Here is a 19,665-nt window from a genome sequence, read left to right on the forward strand (position 1 = left end):
GCATGGGTTTCCTGGGCTGATCGCCAGCAACAAATCTCCCCACCTTGCCTTCCATGTCGATTGCCCCACTGCCCCACGCCAGCGCCCCCGTGCCTGCCCAATACCTTGAGTTTCTTGAAGCGTTGAAGGCCGCCGGCTTCGAGGGCGACGTGGACACGGACCATGCCAGCCGCACCGTGCTGGCCACGGACAACTCCATCTACCAGCGCATGCCGCAGGCGGCCATCTACCCGCGTCACGCCGAGGATGTGGCCAGGGCGGCGCAGGTGCTGGCGAGGCCTGAGTTCCGCGATGTGGTGCTGACACCGCGCGGCGGCGGCACGGGCACGAACGGGCAGTCGCTCACGCATGGCGTGACCATGGACTTGTCGCGGCACATGAACGGCATCCTCGAAATCAATGCCGAGCAGCGCTGGGTGCGCGTGCAGGCAGGCGTGGTCAAGGACCAGCTCAACGCCGCGCTCAAGCCATACGGACTGTTCTTTGCGCCCGAGCTGTCCACCTCCAACCGCGCCACCATCGGCGGCATGATCAACACCGATGCCAGCGGGCAGGGCAGCTGCACCTATGGCAAGACGCGCGACCACGTGCTGGCGCTGGACTTCGTGCTGCTGGGCGGCGAGCGCCTGCACAGCGCGCCGCTGGATGCTCAGGCGCTGGAGCGCATGTGCGCCGATTCGGGGCGCATCGGCAAGGTGCACCGCACGGCGCGGCGCATCAGCGAGGACCAGGCGGAGTTGATCGAGGCCAGATTCCCCAAGCTCAACCGCTGCCTCACCGGCTATGACCTGGCCCATCTGCGCGAAGGCGACGGGCGCTTCAACCTCAACAGCGTGCTGTGCGGCGCCGAGGGCTCGCTGGGTTTTGTGGTGGAGGCGCGGCTCAACGTGCTGCCCATTCCCCGCTACTCGGTCCTGGTCAACGTGCGCTATGCGGGCTTCATGGATGCGCTGCGCGATGCGCGCGCGCTGATGGCGCACCGGCCGCTGTCCATTGAGACGGTGGATTCCAAGGTGCTGCTGCTGGCCATGAAGGACTTCGTCTGGAGCAGCGTGGCCGAGTACTTCCCGCAGGACGGCCAGCGCCCCACGCTGGGCATCAACCTGGTGGAGTTCAGTGGCGACGATCCGCAGGAGGTTGATGGCCGCGTGCGGGCCTTCCTCGCCCACCTGGGCGCGGATACTTCCGTGGAGCGGCTGGGCCACACGCTGGCGGCCGGCAATGCGGCGGTGCACCGCGTCTATGCCATGCGCAAGCGCGCCGTGGGCCTGCTGGGCAACGTGGCGGGGGAGGCGCGGCCCCAGCCCTTTGTCGAAGACACGGCCGTGCCGCCCGAGAACCTGCCCGAGTTCATTGCCGAGTTCCGCGCGCTGCTGGACAGCCACGGCCTGCAGTACGGCATGTTCGGCCACGTCGATGCCGGCGTGCTGCATGTGCGCCCCATCCTGGACATGAAGAACCCCGTGGACGCCGCCCTGGTGCGCCCCATCTCCGATGCGGTGGCCGAACTCACGCAGCGCCATGGCGGCCTGCTGTGGGGCGAGCACGGCAAGGGCCTGCGCTCCGAATATGTGCCGGCCTTCTTCGGCGAGCTGTATCCCTCGCTGCAGCAGCTCAAGGCCGCCTTCGACCCGCACAACCAGCTCAACCCCGGCAAGATCGCCACGCCACCGGCCAGCAAGACCTTGCTGCTCAAGGTGGACGGCGTCACCACGCGCGGCGAGCTGGACCGGCAGATCGACGAGCGCGTATGGCAAAGCTATGGCGCGGCCATGCACTGCAACGGCAATGGCGCCTGCTACAACTTCGACCCGGACGACGCCATGTGCCCTTCCTGGAAGGCCACGCGCCAGCGCGTGCATTCGCCCAAGGGCCGGGCCTCGCTGATGCGCGAATGGCTGCGCCTGCAGGGGCAGGCCGGCGTGAACGTGCTGGAGGTCGCGCAGCGGCCCCAACCCTTTCTGTCCAGCCTGGCCGCGCGCTGGCGCAACAGCCGCGCGGCGCGCCGCGGCGAGGCCGATTTCTCGCACGAGGTCTATGACGCCATGGCCGGCTGCCTGGCCTGCAAGTCCTGCGCCGGGCAGTGTCCCGTCAAGGTCAACGTGCCCGAATTCCGCTCGCGCTTTCTGGAGCTCTACCACCGCCGCTACCTGCGGCCCGTGCGCGACTACCTGATCGGCTCGCTGGAGTTCACCATGCCGTGGCTGGCGCGCATGCCCGCGCTCTACAACGGGGTGATGGGTTCGCCATGGATGCGCGATGTGCTCAGCCGGCGCATCGGCATGGTCGACGGCCCGCTGCTGAGCCGGCTGGACCTGGCAGCCACCTTGCGGCAATGGAAGGTGCGCGCGGCCGATGCGCAGGCGCTGGCCGCGCTTTCGCCCGAGCAGCGCGCGCGCAGCGTGGTCATCGTGCAGGACAGCTTCACCCGCTACTTCGAGACCGGCCAGCTGCAGGTGCTGATCGAGCTGGCGGCGCGCCTGGGGTTCCAGGTCTGGCTGGCGCCGCTGCTGCCCAATGGCAAGCCGCTGCATGTGCAGGGATTCATGGGCGCCTTTGCCAAGGCGGCCATCCGCAATGCCGCGCAGCTGGCGCAACTGGCTCAGCCCGGTGTGGCGCTGGTGGGGCTGGACCCGGCCATGACGCTGGCCTATCGGCAGGAATACCTCAAGGTGCCGGGTATGGGCGAGGTGCCCAAGGTGGCGCTGCCCCAGGAATGGCTGCAGCAGGTGCTGCCCGAGGCGCGCACGAACGAGGGCAGTGCAGGCACTGCGTACCGCCTGCTGCCCCATTGCACCGAAAAGACCAACGCGCCCGACAGCGGCAAGCAGTGGGCACAGCTCTTCGAGCGACGGGGCCTGCGCCTGAGCGTGGAGGCCACGGGCTGCTGCGGCATGTCGGGCACCTACGGGCATGAGGCGCGCAACCTCGAAACCTCCAAGACGATCTATGCCCAGTCATGGGCCCGGCAGATCGAAGGCAAGCAGGATCTGGGCGAGCCGCTGGCCACCGGTTACTCCTGCCGCAGCCAGGTCAAGCGCCTGTCCGAACGCCAGGTGCGCCATCCGCTGGAGGCCTTGCTGGACCACGTGCGCGCCACGCATCAGGGGTGAGAAGATGCGGGGGGCTGATCGTCGCCATTTCAGGAATTTGCAGACATTTTTGAAAAATCTCTGCGTTTTCCCTGAAGGCCCGTTTTTAGTCCCTATAATTCAATGCTTCGGCGTGTAGCGCAGCCTGGTAGCGCACTTGCATGGGGTGCAAGGGGTCGCGAGTTCGAATCCCGCCACGCCGACCATAACGCAAAGCTCCTGACGGAAACGTCAGGAGCTTTTTGCTTTGTACGTTCGATTTTGCGCGCGATTGTGCCTTGCGGCGAAGGGCGGGTGCAGTTCCGCCAGGCGGCTCCCTCGCGGATGGCGAGGGTAGCCAGCGCAGAAAACTCCATGCACCGTGAAGATGCGCCGCCAGGTCTGGATGCGTAAGACCTGCACCTACAATGGCGTCTTTTGTAACTGACGATTTCTTCCTGGTCTCGCACATGATGGATGGACTGATTACCGGCAGACTCACCGGTACGCCCGAACACCGCAGCGACCGCAATCGGCGCCCCTTCATGGTGGCCCGCGTGCGTTCCGAGGCATCCGATGGCACTTCCATCCCGGTCAATGTGGTTGCATTCGACGCCCAGGCCTGCGAGGTGCTGCGCAATCTGATCGAAGGCGATGCCGTGGCGCTGCGTGGCAGCTTCACGCCCAAGGTCTGGATAGACCGCCAGGAGCAACCCCATCCCGTACTGGATGTCGTGGCCCACCAGGTCATGGCAACGCCCGAGTTCCAGGACCGCTGACGCCCGCGCTGCGGCGCCGGTTGTGAGCTACTGAAAAAACTGTCTAGCCGCAGTGTGCCGGTACGGTCGCCGCGCGCTGTGTTGGCGCTACAGTGTGCGCCTGTGTTTTTGACAGGTTACAAGGAACCGCATCCATGCCCACCAAGCGCCATTTCCTCCGCCGCACGCTCACGGCCGCAGCGATTGCCAGCACCGCCGCCATGACCCTGCTGGCCATGCCCGCGCAGGCGCAGGACAAGCCCATCAAGGTCGGCGTCACGGCCGGCCCGCACGCCCAGATCATGGAGCAGGTCAAGAAGGTCGCCGAGAAGAACGGCCTGAAGATCCAGATCGTTGAATTCGGCGACTACGTGCAGCCCAATGCCGCGCTGTCTGCCGGTGACCTGGATGCCAACAGCTACCAGCACCGCCCCTACCTCGACGCCCAGGTGCGCGACCGCGGCTACAAGATCGGTTGGGTGGCCGACACGGTGAATTTCCCCATCGGCATCTATTCCAAGAAGATCAAGCAACTGGCCGACCTGCCCCAGGGCGCCAAGTTCGGCATCCCCAACGACCCCACCAACGGTGGCCGCGTGCTGCTGCTGCTGCAGGCCCAGGGCCTGATCAAGCTCAAGGAAAGCGCGGGCCTGAAGGCCACGCCGCTGGACGTGGTCTCCAACCCCAAGAAGCTGCGCTTCGTGGAGCTGGACGCAGCCCAGCTGCCACGCTCGCTGGATGACCTGGACGCCTCGGCCATCAACACCAACTTCGCGATCTCGGCAGGCCTGAACCCCAAGACCGATGCCATTGCGCAGGAAGCCGCCAAGAACCCCTATGTGAACATTCTGGTCGCGCGCGATGCCGACAAGGGCAAGCCCTGGGTGGCGCAGCTGATCAAGGCCTACCACTCCGATGAAGTGCGCCAGTTCATCGATGTGCAGTTCAAGGGGTCGGTGATTCCTGCGTTTTGAAGAACGCACCCCCTGAGGCGCTGACGCGCCTTCCCCCTCTCTACCCGCTTCGCGGGGGAGGGGGACGACACCCTCGGTGCGGGGCGGCGCGGCCGGCGTAGGCCCTTCCTCGGTGTCCCCGGGTTGGGCCTTGGTGGTGCCATCGCCATGACCCGTACTAGTGGGCGCGAGCTCGCAAAGCTGCCGATTTCGGCAGCTTTTTTTCATTCCCCCAGCACTTTGAAGTATTCGGTCAGCGGTGCGCGGGTGGTCTGGGTGCGGTTGACGGGGGCGGCCTCGTCGGGCCAGCCCAGGGCCAGGCCGCAGACGATGTGCTCGCCGGGCGCAAGGTCGAGCACGCGGCGAACGGTGTCGGGGTAGGAGGCCAGGGCGCCGATGGCGCAGCTGCCAAGGCCCTGGGCGGCTGCGGCCATTTGCAGGCCGTACAGGGTCATGCCCAGGTCCATGTAGCCGCCTGCGCCGAAGCGGGCGTCGATGCTCACGACCAGGGCCACGGGCGCATCGAAGAAGCGGTAGTTGCGGCCGAACTGCACGTCGCGCCCGGCGCGGTCCTCGCGGGCCACGCCCAGGGCGCTGTACAGGGCCTGGGCCGACGCCACCTGGCGCTTGCGCAGCGCCATGGGCATGGGGCGGGGGAAGTAGCCGTAGTCCTCGCGCTCAGGTGCTCCGCCTTGCCAGTCGGCCAGCAGCGCCTGTGTGAGTGCGCTGCGCAGGCTGCCGCGCACCTGGATGAACTGGCCGGGCTGCAGGTTGCCGCCGCTGGGCGCCCGGCGGGCCGATTGCAGCAAATGGTGCAGCAGCGCGTCCGGCACGGGATCGGGACGGTAGGCGCGCACGGAGCGGCGCGCGTGCACCAGGGCCTCATGCGCATCGCCAAAGGGAAGGGTGTCGGACGGTGGGTTGGCGGACATGGGAAATGCGGAGTCCATGGATTCAAAGCGCCTGCACCAGGCAGGCAGCGCCTATGCCGCCAGCCCCTGCAATGGCGGCCAGGCCCAGGGCCGGTCTGTGGGCTGCTGGCGTGCGGTGCAGGTCTGAGAGCATGCGCACCAGCGCAACCGCGCCCGATGCGCCTATGGGATGGCCGCGCGCCAGGCCACCGCCGCCGGTGTTGAGCTGCTGCAGCGGCAGGCCCAGGGTTTCGGCAAAGGCCAGGGCCTGCACGGCGAAGGCATCGTGCAGCTCCACAGCCTGGAGCTCTTCCGCAGTCAGGCAAGGCAGCTGCAGCGCTGCGGCTGCACGCTCCAGCACCTGCTGGGCCGCCAGTGCGGCGGCGACCAGCGGTGTTTCGGGCGCATGGCCCAGCGAGGCACTGGCCACCCAGCGGGCGCGTGGCTGCAGGCCCAGGCGTGCACAGGCCTGCGGCGTGGCCAGCAGCACCAGGGCGGCACCATCGGCCTTGGGCGAGATGGTGGGCGTGCTCAGCGCATGGCGCTGGCGTGCATGGGCGTCAACGGCGCCACCCGCTTCGGCCACCACGGGCATGCGGGCAACGCGGGCCGGGTTCAAGGCGCGCGGATAGGCGTCGTGGTCCAGCCCGGCCAGGGGCACGATCTCTTGGGCCAGCCGGTCGCGGTGCGCGAGCGCCTGCGCGTGGCTGTGGATGGCATGGGCCTCCTGAACGGCGCGGGTGATGCCATGGGCCAGCGCATGGTCGGCGGCCGATTGCAGCAGGTCCGGGTCGCGTGCGGGATCGGGGGCGAAGGCGGGGCGTTCAAAGGGCACGGGCAGCTCGCCTGCATGGCGCGGGCGCGTCTGGCGGATGGGGGCGCGGCTCCAGGCCTCGGCACCACCGGCCACCACGATATCGGCCTGGCCCGACAGCAGCAGGCCTGCAGCCAGGGCCACGCTGTCCAGGCCCGAGCAGCACTGGGTATCCACGCTGTGGGCCGCGCAGCGCTCCGGCAGGCCCGCAGCCAGGGACAGCATGCGGGCCGGGTTGCCGCCTGCGCCCAGGGCGTTGCCTAAGACCACGGCATCCACGGCATCCACGGCCCGGGCAGGCAGGCCGGCCCGGGCCAGCAAGGCCTGGAGCACGGGCGCGCCCAGTTCGTGCGCGGCAAGCTCGCGCAGCGCACCGCCCACGGGGGCGACGGGGCTGCGCGCCCAGGCCAGGATGACGGGGGCGTCGTGCGGGCTCATGGCAGGGGCAGCAGCGCGGGTTCGCCGGGCAGTGCCCGGCCAGTGTCCGTGGCGGTGGCCGCCAGCGCGCGCGCCAGACGGCCGTGGTCGGTCTTGCCGCTGGCGGTCTGCGGCCAGTCGGTGCAGCTCCACCATTGGCGCGGCAGCTTGTAGCTTTCCAGGCGCTCGCGCAGCCAGGCCGCCAGCGCCTGTGCGGAGCCTGCGGGCGCTGCGCCGTGCCATTGCACGACGGCGTGCACCTGCATGCCGCGCAGCGCGTCGGGCAGGCCTTGGATGGAGACCTGGGCCACGCCCGGGTGCGCGGCCAGCAGGGTTTCGACTTCTTCGGGGAACAGGTTCTTGCCCTGGGTGACGAGCATGCGGCTCTGGCGCCCGGCCAGGCACAGCTGGCCGCCGGCATCGATATGGCCCATGTCGCGCACGGACAGCCACTCGCCATCGCGCAGCGCGGCCGTGCCATCGCGCGCCTCGCCCACATAGTCCATGAACAGCATGGGGCTGCGCATGTAGATCAGGCCGTCCTCGCCCGGCTGCAGGGGCTGGTCGCCGGGCTGCTGCGTGGCGGGGCGGATCTGCAACTGCACATTGCTGAAGGGCCGGCCCACGGCCTGGGGCGGGGCCTGTTCGTCGGCCTCCATCCAGGCGATGAAGCTGGCCTCCGAGGCACCGTAGAACTCGATGATGCGTGCGCGCGGAAACAGCGCGCGCAGGGCTGGGGTCTGGGCGCGCATCCAGCGCGCGCCGCTGATCATGATCAGTTCCACCTCGGGGACGGGCGCCAGCGCGCGGTGTGCGGCCCATTGCAGCATCAGCAGCAGCTGGCTGGGCACGGCGACCAGGCAGGGGGCTTCGCCGCGCGCCAGGCTGGCCAGGCAGCGTGCTGCCGAGAACCGCTCCTGCACCACGGCGCCTTCGCCGCACCACAGGCCCTGCATCACGCCGAACAGGAACAGCGAATGCGAGATGCGCCCGGGCGCCATGGTGCGCTGCGCGGCCACGGCGCCAAAGTCCTGCAGGCAGACGCGAAAGCTCTCTGTCCACGAACGGTGGTGGCGCATGAAGCCCTTGGGCAGCCCGGTGCTGCCCGAGGTGAAGCCGGTGTAGAAGGCGCCGGTGGCCGTGGCCTCGGCCAGAGCGCTGGGCGCCGTGGGCAGCCAGCCCTCGATGCGGTTGCGCACGGCATCGGGCCAATCAGGATCGGCCACGGCGGCGCAGCGGCCGCTGTGCAGGATGGCGAGGAATTCGACGATGGCATCCACGGTGCTGGCGCTGCCGCCCGTGTCCACCAGCAGCATCTCTGGCGCCTGGCCGGCCACCAGCGCGGCCGAGCGCTGCAGCACGGCGGCATGCAGCGCGGCAAAGCTCCATTGGCCGGCCTCGCTTTGCAGCGCCATCGCATCGGGGCGCTGCCGCGCCCAATGCTCCAGCGGGCCATGGACCAGGGTCCACGGGTGCTGCAGCGGCGCGGCCAGCGGATGACGCGCGGATGGCTCAGCCATGCTGGCGGCCTCCGAACGGCCAGTCCGGCATGCCGCGCGCCACCGTGTGCACCACCAGGGCGCACAGCACGCACTTGACCAGATCGCCGGGCACGAACAGCAAGGTGGCCATGAAGGCCTGCGACAGGCTGAGCTTGGCCATCAGCATCAGCCCCAGCACGCCGAAGGCATGCAGGGCCACCAGCCCGCCCAGCGCCGAGGCCGCAAAGGCGCTGAGCGCCGCGCGCCGGGCAGAGCCCTGGGGCAGCGCACGCATGACCAGGCCGGCAATGCAGGCCGCCAGCGGGTAGCCCAGCAGGTAGCCGGCCGAGGGCGCCATGAAGACGGCAATGCCGCCGCGCCCGCCCGACAGCAGCGGCAGGCCCACGGCCACGGCCGCAAGGAACAGCAGCATGGACTGCATGCCGCGCCAGGGGCCGAGCATCACGCCGGCCAGCATCACGCCCAGCGACTGGATGGTGATGGGCACGCCCAGCGGCAGGTCGATCTTGGGAATCAGGCCCATGACGGCCATCAGTGCCGCGAACAGCGAGACCTGGGCCATGGAGCGCGCCGAGGCGCGTGAGACGGTGGAGGGAGCGGTCATGGAGAGTTCTCGCTGTCGGTCAGGAAGGGCAGTTCAGCAGGGCAAATCGGAAGGGCAAATCGGCAGGGCAGGCCTCAGCGGCCCAGGCGCGCCCACAGCGCATCGGACACGCGGCGCGTGGCCTGCAGCATGTGGATGGTCAGCGGCGCAATCAGGCGCAGGCCGCCGGCGCGCCCCGTGCGCAGCCGGTGGGCATCGTCCATGCGCTTCCACTGCACGAAGAAATGCTCGGTGAAACGCAGCATCAATGCCAGCTGCAGGGCCACCTGTTCGGGGGAGATGCCGATGCGCTCCAGCGGCGCCAGCAGCCGCTCCAGCACATCGACCAGATCGCTGGGGCGCGTGCTCACGGTCAGCGCCATGCCCAGCGTGGAGGCGCAGACCAGGCGCAGCGCGCTGGAGGCGGCCAGGGCGTAATGCTGCATCCACACATGGAAGGCGGCCACCAGCAGGGCGGCCACGGTGACCGACAGCATGAGCCGCCGTGCGCCCTCGGTGGCGCGGCCCAGCGACAGCCACAGCAGGCCGCAGGCGGCGCCGGCCAGGGCCAGCAGCCACGGTGAATCGATGAGGAACAGGCCCGTTCCCAGCAGCGCCATGAGCAGCAGCTTGCGGCCCGCACTCCAGGCATGGAGCCAGCTGGTGTATTCGCTGTAGAGGCTTCCCATGGCGGCCGGCTCCTGCGTCAGTCCTGCGCTTGCAGCCGGCGGGCCACGTCGGCTTCATAGGCCGCGCAGACCTCATGGCCGGGGCCGTCTGCGCGCACTTTGCCACGCTCCAGCCAGAGCACGCGGCCAAAGCTGCGCACGTGGTCCAGCACATGGGTGGAGACCAGCACCTGCTGCTCGGCGGCCGCGATGTCCCTGGCCAGCCGCGCCTGGCCCGGCAGGTCCAGGCTGGCGAAGGGCTCGTCCAGCAGCAGCACGCGCGGCGCGGCAATGAGCAGGGCCAGCCAGCACACCTGCTGGCGCTGGCCCTGGCTGAGTCCGGCCACGGCGCGCGGTGCCCAGTCGGCCAGGCCGCGGCTGCTCAGCAGGGCGCGGGCGCGCTCCGTGGCCTCGCGCCGCGAGATGCCCGAAGGGCGCAATCCCAGGGCCAGCTCTTCCTCCACGGTGGGGAAGATGATCTGGTCGTCGGGGTTCTGGAACATCAGCCCGACCTGGCCCGGCCGCCTGGCGCGGGCCTCGTGCAGTTCTGTGCCGTCCAGCAGCACGCGCCCGGCCTGCGGCGCATCCAGGCCGCACAGCAGGCGGAACAGACTGGTCTTGCCCGCGCCGTTGTCGCCGATGAGTCCCACGCGCGGCTCGTCCAGCTGCAGGTCCAGGCCGTCAAAGACGGTTGTGATGCCACGCCGCAGGCGCACCGCTTCCACGCGCAGGCTGGCGGCGCAGGCGGGGCAGTCGGCAGTTCGGGAGGATTCAGGCATGGCGAATGAAAGCGGGTACTTACCTGTAATGCACGCAACCACAAGGAATCTTGCCGTTGTACAGGCCTGTCGGGGGCGGATTCTAGCAATGCCGTCCAGGCCGTACATCAAGGCTTGAAAGACGGCAATCGATATAAGCACCGTATTTTTTATTCTTTTGTTTGAACAACGTTTTGCAACACACTCGTTAGAACACTAATGACGGCAGATCCTGGGGATTCGCCTGTGCTTGGCGACGACGCAAGACAACGCATGCCCATCGGCTTGCAACTGCGTCCAACTGCGCAGCACAGGACCCGGAAATTGCGCGCCATTGCCTGGAGATGGCGGTGCAAAGGCTGCCGTTGTCGATCCCAGGACCGTTTTCACTGCCGAACCGAGACTCCATGACCGTCCAGACCGCCGATTTCGCCCCGGAAAACGCGCTGATCCGCCTGCGCGACCTGCAAAAGAAATTTGTAACAGCCGATGGCAAGCACTTCGATGCCGTGCGTTCGGTGTCGCTGGACATTGGCCAGGGCACGGTCTTCGGCCTGATCGGCAAGAGCGGCGCGGGCAAGTCCACGCTGCTGCGCCTGATCAACCTGCTCGAGCGTCCCGACAGCGGCGAGGTGGTGGTGGCCAGCCAGCGCCTGACCGACCTGGGCCGCCGCGCGCTGCGCGAGGCGCGCCAGAACATCGGCATGATTTTTCAGCAGTTCAACCTGCTGCAGAACGCCAGCGTGTTCGAGAACGTGGCCTTTCCGCTGCGCATCCATGGCGGCCACTCGCGCGCCCAGATCGAGCAGCGCGTGCGCGAATGCCTGGACATCGTGGGCCTGGCCGACAAGGCCGGCAGCTATCCGGCCCAGTTGTCCGGAGGTCAGAAGCAGCGCGTGGCGATTGCGCGTGCCCTGGCGCCGCGCCCCCAGGTGCTGCTGTGCGACGAGCCCACCTCGGCGCTGGACAGCGAGACCACGCGCTCCATCCTGGCCACGCTGGCGGACATCAACAGTCGCCTGGGTGTGACCATCGTCATCGTCACGCACGAGCTGGCCGTGGTCGATGCGCTGTGCAGCGAGGTGGCCATCATCGAGCAGGGCCAGGTGGCAGAACGCTTCACGCTGCCCGCCCTGCCGCAGGGCCGGGCCTACGAGGCGCCGCAGCGCGCCACGCTGCTGGGCAGCGAACTCGAGGCCCTGCGCGTGGAGCGCGCCGACAAGGCCCTGCGCGAGCGCGGCGCCACCCGCCCCGTGGTGCTGCGCGCCGTGGGCGGCTCCGAGCACTGACGGGCTTTCGCCCGGTCCCGTTTTCCTCTTCTTTTAGCTTCCGTATTCCCATGTCTGAAAACATCGTCGAAATCCTGCCCGAGCTGTGGCTGGCCATGGGCCAGACCCTTTTAATGCTGGGCATCGGCCTGTCGGCCGCCGTGCTGATCGGCGGCCCGCTGGGCGTGCTGCTGTTCCTGCTGGGCCCCGGCCAGTCGCTGGACAACCGCCCGGCCTTTGCCGTGCTGAACTGGACGGTCAATACCGTGCGGTCCTTCCCCTTCATCATCTTGCTGGTCGCGCTGGTGCCCTTCACGCGCTGGCTGGCCGGCACCTCCATCGGCCCGCTGGCTGCGGCCGTGCCGCTGTCCGTGGCGGCCATTCCCTACCTGGCACGCCTGGTGGACCAGTGCCTGCGCGACGTGCCGCGCGGCGTGATCGAGGCCGCGCACGCCATGGGCGCCTCGGAGCTGCAGATCGTCTGGCGCGTGCTCATCGTCGAGGCGCGCTCGGGCCTGGTGCTGGCGCTGACCGTGCTGGCCGTGAGCTTTCTGTCGTACTCGGCCATTGCCGGCGTGGTGGGCGGCGGCGGCATTGGCGATCTGGCCATCCGCTACGGCTACTACCGCTTCCAGACCGATGTGATGGTGCTCACCGTGACCATCCTCGTGGCCATGGTCCAGGTCATCCAGTTCGTGGGCAACACGGCGGCCCGCCGCCTGGACAAGCGCGGCTGAGCGCGCTGTCCAGACCCGCTTTCTTCTTTCTTCCCGCTCCCTCCCAAAAAAAGGATTCCGACATGACCGCATCCCTTTCCTTCGTGCGCCGCCATCTGCTGGCCTCGGCCGCCGCCCTTGCCGCTGCCAGCGTGCTGGCGCTGCCCGCCCACGCCCAGGCCGACAAGAAGCAGCTGGTGATCGGCGGCACGGCAGGCTCCAACATCGACCAGCTCAAGCAGGGCATCGTGCCGCTGCTGCAAAAGAAGGGCTACCAGGTCAAGCTGGTGGAGTTCAACGACTACGTGCAGCCCAACCTGGCGCTGGCCCAGGGCTCGCTGGATGCCAACTTCTTCCAGCACCGTGTCTACCTGCAGAAGTTCGCGGCCGACCAGAAGCTGGACCTGGTGGAACTGGTGCAAGGCCCCATCGCCCCCCTGGGCGTGTATTCCAAGACCCGCAAGACCCTGGCCGAGGCCAAGGAAGGCGACCGCGTGACCCTGCCCAACGACCCGAGCAACCTGGCCCGCGCGCTGGTGCTGCTGGAGCAGGCCGGCCTGATCAAGGCCAAGCCCGGCATCGACCCGCTGCGCGTGTCCGAAAAGGACCTGGCCGAGAACCCGCGCAAGCTCAAGTTCATCCCGCTGGAAGCCGCGCAGCTGCCGCGCTCGCTGGGCGATACCGAATACGCCATCATCAACGGCAACTTCGCCATTTCCTCGGGCCTGAAGCTGACCGAGGCCGTCTCGCTGGAAAAGACCCCCGACCACTACCTGAACGTGGTGGCCATCAAGAAGAAGGACCAGGGCGCGGCATGGGCCAAGGACCTGGCCGAGGTCTACCGTTCGGCGGAGTTCAAGGCCGTGGTGGACAGCAAGTTCCAGGGCTATGCCAAGCCCACTTTCCTACAGTAAGCGCCCTGCAGGCAGCCACATAATGGCTGCCTGCGGGAGGTACGCCTCCCACCCGTTTTTCGCCACTTCCTCCAGGAGCAATGCATGAGCCAGATCAAGGTCGCTGTCATCGTGGGCAGCCTGCGCAAGGATTCCTTCAACCGCAAATTCGCCGACGCCATTGCGCGCCTGGCACCCGAAGGCCTGGTCTTCGAGCAGGTCGCCATCGATGCCCTGCCGCTGTACAACCAGGACCATGACGGCAATGAGGTGGATGTGGTCAAGCAGTTCCGCGCCCAGATCCAGTCGGCCCAGGCCGTGCTGTTCCTGACGCCCGAGTACAACCGCTCGATTCCCGGCGTGCTCAAGAACGCGCTGGATCAGGGCTCGCGCCCCTACGGCAAGAGCGTCTGGGCCGGCAAGCCCGCTGCCGTGGCCGGCGTCTCCGTGGGTGCCATCGGCACGGCGCTGGCGCAGCAGCACCTGCGCAATGTGCTGGCCTACCTGGACATGCCCACGCTGGCCCAGCCCGAAATCTTCATTCAGGCCAAGGACGGCCTGTTTGCCCAAGACGGCTCCATCGGCGCCGGCAGCCGCGATTTCGTGAACGGCTTCGTGCAGAAGTTCGCGGCCTGGGCGCGCAAGCACCAGTGAACGGCGCGGCAAGGCCGCTCAAGACACAAAAAAGCCCGGCAATGCCGGGCTTTTGCGTCGGGGGGGGCCTGCGAGCGCAGAGCTCAGGCAGCGTCAGGAAGCGGGAGACGGGTTGGCAATCGCCGCAGCAGGGCGCGCGGCGGACGATGCCTTCTCGCGCGCCTGGGCCTGGTCGATGGCGTCGATGATCACCACGCCGGTCGACTTGACACCGGGCGCCGAAAAGCCGGCACCGGGCGTCACACCGGGATGGGCCAGCAGCTTGCGCGTCATTTCCTGGTTCAGCTGCTGCTGGCTGGGCTTGGCGGGGGTGGGCGCTGCGGCAGGCTGCTCGGGCTCCTCGGGCGCAGGTGCCTCGTCGGTGTTGCGCACATAGCTGCGGTACACGCGGGAATTGAGCTGCTCCTGATCCTGCTCGCGCTGGTACTGCAGGAACTGGTAGACGCCAATGCCCACCACGGTGATGGCCAGCAGGGACACGGCGATCACCGTGATCACCAGGTTTTCATCGGACGGAGGGCGGGCATGGACAGGGCCGCGGGGCCGGACATGGGGGCGGGGACTTGTGGCTGGCATGGATGGAAGGCAGTGAATGCAATGAGGCTGCCTGGATATCGGCAGGTCCGCCGACTTTCTGAAATACAGACGGTTCGTGTCGGACGAAGCCGCGAATATGGCGGTGATGGTTCAGCCTAACAGCTTCGTGTGTCGTGCAAGGCCAGGCAGGCATTGGATTTTTCAAAGAAGCGGAAAAAGCGGATACCTGTTTTGTTTGGTAACGCCCACTAGACTGCTGGCGTGACGTACATGACGACATTCATCCATAAGGGCGAGACAAGATGCAAAAAAAGGGCTGGAAAAATCTGTGCAGGGGCGGCGCGCTGAGCGTGGCATTGGTGACCGTTTTGGCGGCGTGCGGCGGTGGGGGAGGCGATGGCAATGGCTCAGTTGTCGAGCCGCAGCCGGCGCCTGTGCAGATGTCGCTGCTGGCGGGTTCGCTTGCAAGCAAGCCCGACGCACTGGCTCAGGACCACTGTGGTCAGGTCAACGGCGTGGGCGCGCAGGCGCGGTTTTCGAGAATCACCGATCTCGCCCTTTCGCCGCTTGGCGATATTTATGTGTCGGAAGATGTATATCCGCCTGTGTCACCGCAGCCGCCTTGCCCCACACCCGAGCGCTCTCGCATTCGCCGGATTGCGGGGGAAGGTGTGGTGTCCACCTTCTCCACAGGGGGTGACCGCGACTGGGGCGAGCCCCGCAACTATCTGTATCCGCGCGCTATTGCAGCAGGTGGCAGTGGCGAGGTCTTTGTTGCGGATGGCCTGACCTGTGCAGAGTGCGCTGTCTTCAGTGGAGGCATGCCCCGCAATGGCATGGGCGTCTGGGTGCAGCAGGCATCGGGCGCAGTGCGGGCGCTGGCCGGTGGTGGGCCCAATTCAAGTGGCCCTAGGGATGGCGTTGGCGCTGCAGCGATTTTTTCCGGCCCCCATGCCATGCGACGTACGCCCGATGGCCGGCTGTTCGTGCTGGATTGGAACAGGCTGCGCCAGGTCACGGCCGATGGTGAGGTCACCACGTTGCCAGGCGAAGGTTTCAACGCGCTCGCCGTCGCCAGCAATGGGCAACTGCTGGTGGCCCGTGGTGGAGAAATCCTCAACTACACGACAGGCCAAACGCTGGCTAGGCTGGATGACAACGTGACTTCCATGGCCCTGGACAGCAGGAATGGCATCTACGTTGTGACCAGCAACCGCAGCACCCTGGTCCAAAAGCTTTCGGATAGCGGGCAGCTCAGCATCGTGGCAGGACGTGTGGACAGCGCACCCCTGGCATACGAGCTGGGGCCGCTGCCTGGCAAGCTGCTGCACGTCAAAGCCATTGCTTTCGACCGCCAGGACCGCTTGTTGATCGCCGGCGCGTACGCCGTCGTTCGCACCAGTCCGCTGGTGCGCTGATTGCGACGGCTGCCAGGCTCGGCGGCCAGCAAAAAGCGCAGGCGCCCCGGTCAGGGTGCCTGCGCTTTTTTATGCGCAAGGCCGAGCTCAGGCGGCGATGGCCGCTTCCTGATTGGCGGCAGCCGCTGCACGCACGATGTCGTTGCGGGCCGATTCCAGGGCCTTGGCCTTGGACTCATCGCCCATGGCCACGCCTTCTGCGCGCACGATGCTCACATCGGTGATGCCCAGGAAGCCGAACACCGTCTTCAGGTAGCTTTCCTGGTGCTCCAGGGCCTGGCCCATTTCGCTGGTGGAGTACACACCGCCGCGCGTGGAGGCCACGATGACCTTCTTGCCCTTGGCCAGGCCTTCGGGGCCGGCTGCGGTGTAGCGGAAGGTGCGGCCGCCCTGGGCGATGCGGTCGATCCAGGCCTTGAGCTGGCTGGAGATGGTGAAGTTGTAGAACGGAGCGCCGACCACGACCACATCGGCCGCCAGGAACTGGCTCACCAGGGCTTCGGAGATGGCGTTCTGTGCGCGCTCGGCTTCCGTCGTGGCGGCCTGGCCGGTGCGAAAGCCCATGGACACTGCGTTCAGGTGGTCGGGGGCGTTCACGGCCAGATCCAGGTACTCGACCTTGGCGCCGGGATTGGCGGCCACCAGGGCGGCCACGGTCTGGGCGGTCAGCTGGCGGGACACCGAAGCGGCGCCGGTGATGGAAGAGTCGATGTGCAGCACTTGCATGGAAAAGCTCCTGGGATGTCGGTTGGGATCGCGGTTGGGATCGGCCATTCGGGAAAGCTTGTAGGGCCGACGATGGGATCAATTGTGAATTTGGACAGAGTCTTTGATAAGCCGCAGAAATTGCGATAGATTGTCCTGAATTTGCAGCCAATGAGCACAGGGAGGGACGAGCGACATGATGGATCTCAACGACATGCTGTACTTCGCCGAGGTCGTGGAGCGCGGCGGCTTCGCCTCTGCCGGGCGGGCGCTGGGCATACCCAAGTCCAGGCTGTCGCGGCGCGTGGCCGAACTGGAGGCCCGGCTCGGAGTGCGCCTGCTGCAGCGCACCACGCGCAAGCTCTCGCTGACCCAGGTGGGCGAGGCCTATCTGCGCCATTGCCAGGCCATGCGCGATGCGGCCCTGGCCGCCGCCGACACCGTGGCCGAGGTGCAGACCGAGCCGCGCGGCACCATCCGCGTGAGCTGCCCCGTCACCCTGGCCCAGACCGTGCTGGGCGAGCTCATGCCCCAGTTCCTGCAGCGCTGCCCGCTGGTGCATGTGGAAATGCAGGTGACCAACCGGCCCGTGAACCTGGTGGAGGAGGGCATTGACGTGGCGCTGCGCGTGCGCCCCAGCCTGGAGGACAGCGGCTCCATGGTCGTCAAGCGGCTGGATGTGGCGCGCCAGATCCTCGTGGCCAGCCCGGAGCTGCTGGAGCGCCAGGGCACGCCGCGTGCACTGGCCGACCTGCAGCACCTGGACAGCATGTCCATGTCGGCGGTGGATGGCCAGTCCAGCCTGCTGCTGGTCGGCCCCGAAGGCCGCGAGCAACGCCTGCAGCTGCAGCCGCGCTATGTGGTGGATGACCTGCTGACGCTGAAATTCGCGGCGCTGGCCGGCAGCGGCATGTGCTGGCTGCCCGACTACATGTGCCATGAGGAACTGGCCGAAGGCCGGCTGGTCCATCTGCTGCCGGGCTGGGAGCCGCCGCAGGGCATCGTGCATGCGGTCTTCCCCTCGCGGCGCGGCCTGGCGCCGGCCGTGCGGCATTTCCTGGACTTCCTGGGAGAGACCGTGCCGGGGCGCAACAGCCACGCCACGCGCGAGCCGGTGGTGCGCTGAGGCTGCACCCCGCCAAGCCATAAGAAAACAACAAATCGTTCGTTGGGATCGTCGGCGGCGTTCTCCACAATCGGGGCCCATGTCCAGCAATGGACAGTCCAGGAGAACCCATGAATCCCCACCGCATCATCATCGTGCCCGGCTGGCGCAACTCCGGCCCTGACCACTGGCAAAGCCTGTGGGCACAGCAGCTGCCGCATGCCGAGCGGGTGGAGCAGGACGACTGGCTCGTGCCGCACCGCGAACCCTGGGTGGCCGCGCTGGAGCAACTGGTGCTGTCCTGGCCCGAGCCCGTGGTGCTGGCCGCCCACAGCCTGGGCTGCATCACGGCCGCGCACATGGGGCCCGAGGCCAGCGCCCGCGTGCAGGGTGCGCTGCTGGTGGCGCCGGCCGATCCCGAGCGCCGCGCCCAGCTGGCCGACTTTGCGCCCGTGCCCTATGCGCCGCTGCCCTACCGCAGCGTGCTGGTGGCCAGCAGCAACGATCCCTACTGTCCGATCCGCCGGGCCGGCGCCTATGCGCGGGCCTGGGGAAGCGAGTTCGTGCGGCTGCAGAACGCGGGGCACATCAATGTCGAATCGGGTTTCGGCGACTGGCCCCTGGGCCTGGCGCTGCTGCAGTCGTTGATGCAGGGCGACAGCTGGCAGCCCGCGCAACCCCGGCCTGCCGTGCGTGCGCCGCGCGTTGCCGGTGCACGGGCAGCGGTGCCGGCAGGCGCGGGCGCCCCCTGGGCCGCCGGGCTGTGAGGTGGCGGCTGGCGAAGACGGTGGGCCAGGCTTCTTATATGGAAGCAGGCCATTAACAAACAAAAATATATTCTTTTGAGTTTTAAGCCAGCGTTCGCACAATGTGACTGTCTGTGAATCCACCGCAGAGATGTCCACTAATAAAAGGCAGCGAACCATGCATTCTTTGAAGCTCAAGACTTTGTTGGCCACCCTGGCGCTGGCCGCCGCAGGAACCGTATCGGCGCAGAACCAGCTGCTCAACGTCTCCTACGACGTGGCGCGCGAGTTCTACAAGGACTACAACGCCGCCTTCGTCGCCCACTACAAGAAGACCAAGGGCGTGGACATCAAGGTGGACCAGTCGCACGGCGGCTCCAGCGCCCAGGCGCGCGCCGTCAACGACGGCCTGGCTGCCGATGTGGTGACCTTCAACACCACGACCGACGTGCAGTTCCTGGCCGACAGCGGCGTGGTCGCCAAGGACTGGGCCAAGAAATTCCCCAATGACGCATCGCCCACCACCTCGACCATGCTGTTCCTGGTGCGCAACGGCAACCCCAAGAACATCAAGGACTGGAGCGATCTGACCCGTCCCGACGTGAAGGTCGTGGTGGTCAATCCCAAGACGGGCGGCAATGGCCGCTACGCCTACCTGGCGGCCTGGGGTTCGGTGCGCGAGAAGGGCGGCACCGACGCGCAGGCGGCCGAGTTCGTGCAGCAGCTCTACAAGAACGTGCCCGTGCTGGGCAAGGGCGGGCGCGATGCGACCAGCATCTTCCTGCAACGCAACATCGGCGACGTGCTGATCACGTTCGAGTCCGAAGTGGTTTCCGTGGAGCGCGAATTCGGCAAGGGCAAGGTCGATGCCGTCCATCCCTCGGTGTCCATCGTGGCCGAGAACCCCGTGGCCGTGGTCGAGCGCACCGTGGCCAAGAAGGGCACGGGCCAGCTGGCGCACGACTACCTGGCCTGGCTGTACTCCGACGAAGCCCAGGAAATCGCCGCACAGCACGCGCTGCGCCCCCGCTCCGAGGCCGTGCTCAAGAAGCATGCCGATGTGTTCAAGCCCATCAAGCAGTTCACCGTGGCCAAGTATTTCGGCTCGCTGTCCGAAGCCCAGAAGGTGCACTTCAACGACGGCGGACAGTTCGACAAGATCTACGTCCCCGGCAAGTAAGCACGCAA

General features: G+C 67.5%; 19 protein-coding genes and 1 tRNA gene. 12 read left to right on the plus strand and 8 right to left on the minus strand.

Features of this window, described 5'->3' with window-relative positions; translation table 11 throughout:
- Positions 1-53 precede the first annotated feature (53 nt).
- The 4 genes from ACF8ME_RS25515 to ACF8ME_RS25530 all read left to right on the plus strand — a co-directional run bounded on the left by ACF8ME_RS25515 (position 54) and on the right by ACF8ME_RS25530 (position 4,803).
- Entirely contained in the window at positions 54-3,113 is a 3,060-nt protein-coding gene (locus ACF8ME_RS25515; RefSeq protein ID WP_392418730.1) for an FAD-binding and (Fe-S)-binding domain-containing protein, read from the plus strand.
- Between the two features lie 108 nt (positions 3,114-3,221).
- Positions 3,222-3,298: transfer RNA gene (locus ACF8ME_RS25520), tRNA-Pro, on the plus strand.
- Positions 3,299-3,499: 201 nt separating this feature from the next.
- Positions 3,500-3,850 (plus strand): single-stranded DNA-binding protein, encoded by a 351-nt coding sequence (locus tag ACF8ME_RS25525; RefSeq protein ID WP_012206405.1) that lies wholly within the window; start codon positions 3,500-3,502, stop codon positions 3,848-3,850.
- Between the two features lie 134 nt (positions 3,851-3,984).
- On the plus strand, positions 3,985-4,803 hold the full coding sequence (locus ACF8ME_RS25530) for a MetQ/NlpA family ABC transporter substrate-binding protein (protein ID WP_016448274.1): 819 nt from the start codon (positions 3,985-3,987) through the stop codon (positions 4,801-4,803).
- A gap of 203 nt (positions 4,804-5,006) precedes the next feature.
- Here ACF8ME_RS25530 and ACF8ME_RS25535 read toward each other — a convergent pair whose 3' ends face one another.
- The 6 genes from ACF8ME_RS25535 to ACF8ME_RS25560 all read right to left on the minus strand — a co-directional run bounded on the left by ACF8ME_RS25535 (position 5,007) and on the right by ACF8ME_RS25560 (position 10,456).
- Entirely contained in the window at positions 5,007-5,732 is a 726-nt protein-coding gene (locus tag ACF8ME_RS25535; protein WP_392418733.1) for a nitroreductase, read from the minus strand.
- A gap of 4 nt (positions 5,733-5,736) precedes the next feature.
- On the minus strand, positions 5,737-6,945 hold the full coding sequence (locus tag ACF8ME_RS25540) for a thiolase family protein (RefSeq protein ID WP_160853557.1): 1,209 nt from the start codon (positions 6,943-6,945) through the stop codon (positions 5,737-5,739).
- Positions 6,942-8,444: an AMP-binding protein gene (locus ACF8ME_RS25545; RefSeq protein WP_392418736.1), complete on the minus strand. Its 1,503-nt coding sequence runs from the start codon at positions 8,442-8,444 to the stop codon at positions 6,942-6,944. The genes ACF8ME_RS25540 and ACF8ME_RS25545 overlap by 4 nt, the downstream gene beginning before the upstream one ends.
- Positions 8,437-9,030, minus strand: coding sequence for a biotin transporter BioY (locus ACF8ME_RS25550; RefSeq protein WP_046241667.1), 594 nt, complete (start codon positions 9,028-9,030; stop codon positions 8,437-8,439). Before ACF8ME_RS25550 ends, ACF8ME_RS25545 begins: the two co-directional genes overlap by 8 nt.
- A 74-nt stretch (positions 9,031-9,104) precedes the next feature.
- On the minus strand, positions 9,105-9,698 hold the full coding sequence (locus ACF8ME_RS25555; RefSeq protein WP_017406442.1) for an energy-coupling factor transporter transmembrane protein EcfT: 594 nt from the start codon (positions 9,696-9,698) through the stop codon (positions 9,105-9,107).
- Between the two features lie 17 nt (positions 9,699-9,715).
- Complete coding sequence (locus tag ACF8ME_RS25560) at positions 9,716-10,456, minus strand: energy-coupling factor ABC transporter ATP-binding protein (RefSeq protein ID WP_392418739.1); 741 nt, start codon at positions 10,454-10,456, stop codon at positions 9,716-9,718.
- Between the two features lie 386 nt (positions 10,457-10,842).
- Between ACF8ME_RS25560 and ACF8ME_RS25565 the strand changes: the two genes are divergently transcribed.
- From ACF8ME_RS25565 to ACF8ME_RS25580, 4 genes are all read left to right on the plus strand, one after another.
- The gene (locus ACF8ME_RS25565; protein WP_374007528.1) at positions 10,843-11,724 is read left to right on the plus strand and encodes a methionine ABC transporter ATP-binding protein; all 882 of its coding nucleotides are present in this window, start codon (positions 10,843-10,845) and stop codon (positions 11,722-11,724) included.
- Between the two features lie 50 nt (positions 11,725-11,774).
- Positions 11,775-12,440, plus strand: coding sequence for a methionine ABC transporter permease (locus ACF8ME_RS25570; RefSeq protein WP_012206396.1), 666 nt, complete (start codon positions 11,775-11,777; stop codon positions 12,438-12,440).
- 62 nt (positions 12,441-12,502) lie between these two features.
- Positions 12,503-13,333 carry a MetQ/NlpA family ABC transporter substrate-binding protein gene (locus tag ACF8ME_RS25575; protein WP_016453286.1) on the plus strand — a complete coding sequence of 277 codons (831 nt, stop codon included), beginning with the start codon at positions 12,503-12,505 and terminating at the stop codon, positions 13,331-13,333.
- Positions 13,334-13,417: 84 nt separating this feature from the next.
- Positions 13,418-13,966, plus strand: coding sequence for an NADPH-dependent FMN reductase (locus ACF8ME_RS25580; protein WP_392418743.1), 549 nt, complete (start codon positions 13,418-13,420; stop codon positions 13,964-13,966).
- Positions 13,967-14,059: 93 nt separating this feature from the next.
- Here ACF8ME_RS25580 and ACF8ME_RS25585 read toward each other — a convergent pair whose 3' ends face one another.
- Positions 14,060-14,464: a hypothetical protein gene (locus tag ACF8ME_RS25585; RefSeq protein ID WP_227472554.1), complete on the minus strand. Its 405-nt coding sequence runs from the start codon at positions 14,462-14,464 to the stop codon at positions 14,060-14,062.
- Positions 14,465-14,805: 341 nt separating this feature from the next.
- On the opposite strand from ACF8ME_RS25585, the gene ACF8ME_RS25590 reads away from it, so the two are divergent.
- Positions 14,806-15,921, plus strand: coding sequence for a hypothetical protein (locus ACF8ME_RS25590; protein WP_392418745.1), 1,116 nt, complete (start codon positions 14,806-14,808; stop codon positions 15,919-15,921).
- Between the two features lie 87 nt (positions 15,922-16,008).
- Here the strand turns inward: ACF8ME_RS25590 and ACF8ME_RS25595 are convergent, their stop codons facing one another.
- The gene (locus ACF8ME_RS25595; protein ID WP_016448263.1) at positions 16,009-16,647 is read right to left on the minus strand and encodes an FMN-dependent NADH-azoreductase; all 639 of its coding nucleotides are present in this window, start codon (positions 16,645-16,647) and stop codon (positions 16,009-16,011) included.
- A 175-nt stretch (positions 16,648-16,822) separates the two neighbouring features.
- On the opposite strand from ACF8ME_RS25595, the gene ACF8ME_RS25600 reads away from it, so the two are divergent.
- The 3 genes from ACF8ME_RS25600 to ACF8ME_RS25610 all read left to right on the plus strand — a co-directional run bounded on the left by ACF8ME_RS25600 (position 16,823) and on the right by ACF8ME_RS25610 (position 19,657).
- The gene (locus tag ACF8ME_RS25600; RefSeq protein WP_017407342.1) at positions 16,823-17,752 is read left to right on the plus strand and encodes a LysR family transcriptional regulator; all 930 of its coding nucleotides are present in this window, start codon (positions 16,823-16,825) and stop codon (positions 17,750-17,752) included.
- 110 nt (positions 17,753-17,862) lie between these two features.
- Positions 17,863-18,498 carry an RBBP9/YdeN family alpha/beta hydrolase gene (locus ACF8ME_RS25605; RefSeq protein WP_392418749.1) on the plus strand — a complete coding sequence of 212 codons (636 nt, stop codon included), beginning with the start codon at positions 17,863-17,865 and terminating at the stop codon, positions 18,496-18,498.
- Between the two features lie 157 nt (positions 18,499-18,655).
- Positions 18,656-19,657, plus strand: coding sequence for a sulfate ABC transporter substrate-binding protein (locus tag ACF8ME_RS25610; protein ID WP_026062880.1), 1,002 nt, complete (start codon positions 18,656-18,658; stop codon positions 19,655-19,657).
- The last annotated feature ends 8 nt before the right edge of the window (positions 19,658-19,665 follow it).

Source organism: Delftia sp. WSY_7 (assembly GCF_043104845.1).
Lineage (GTDB): Bacteria > Pseudomonadota > Gammaproteobacteria > Burkholderiales > Burkholderiaceae_C > Comamonas > Comamonas tsuruhatensis.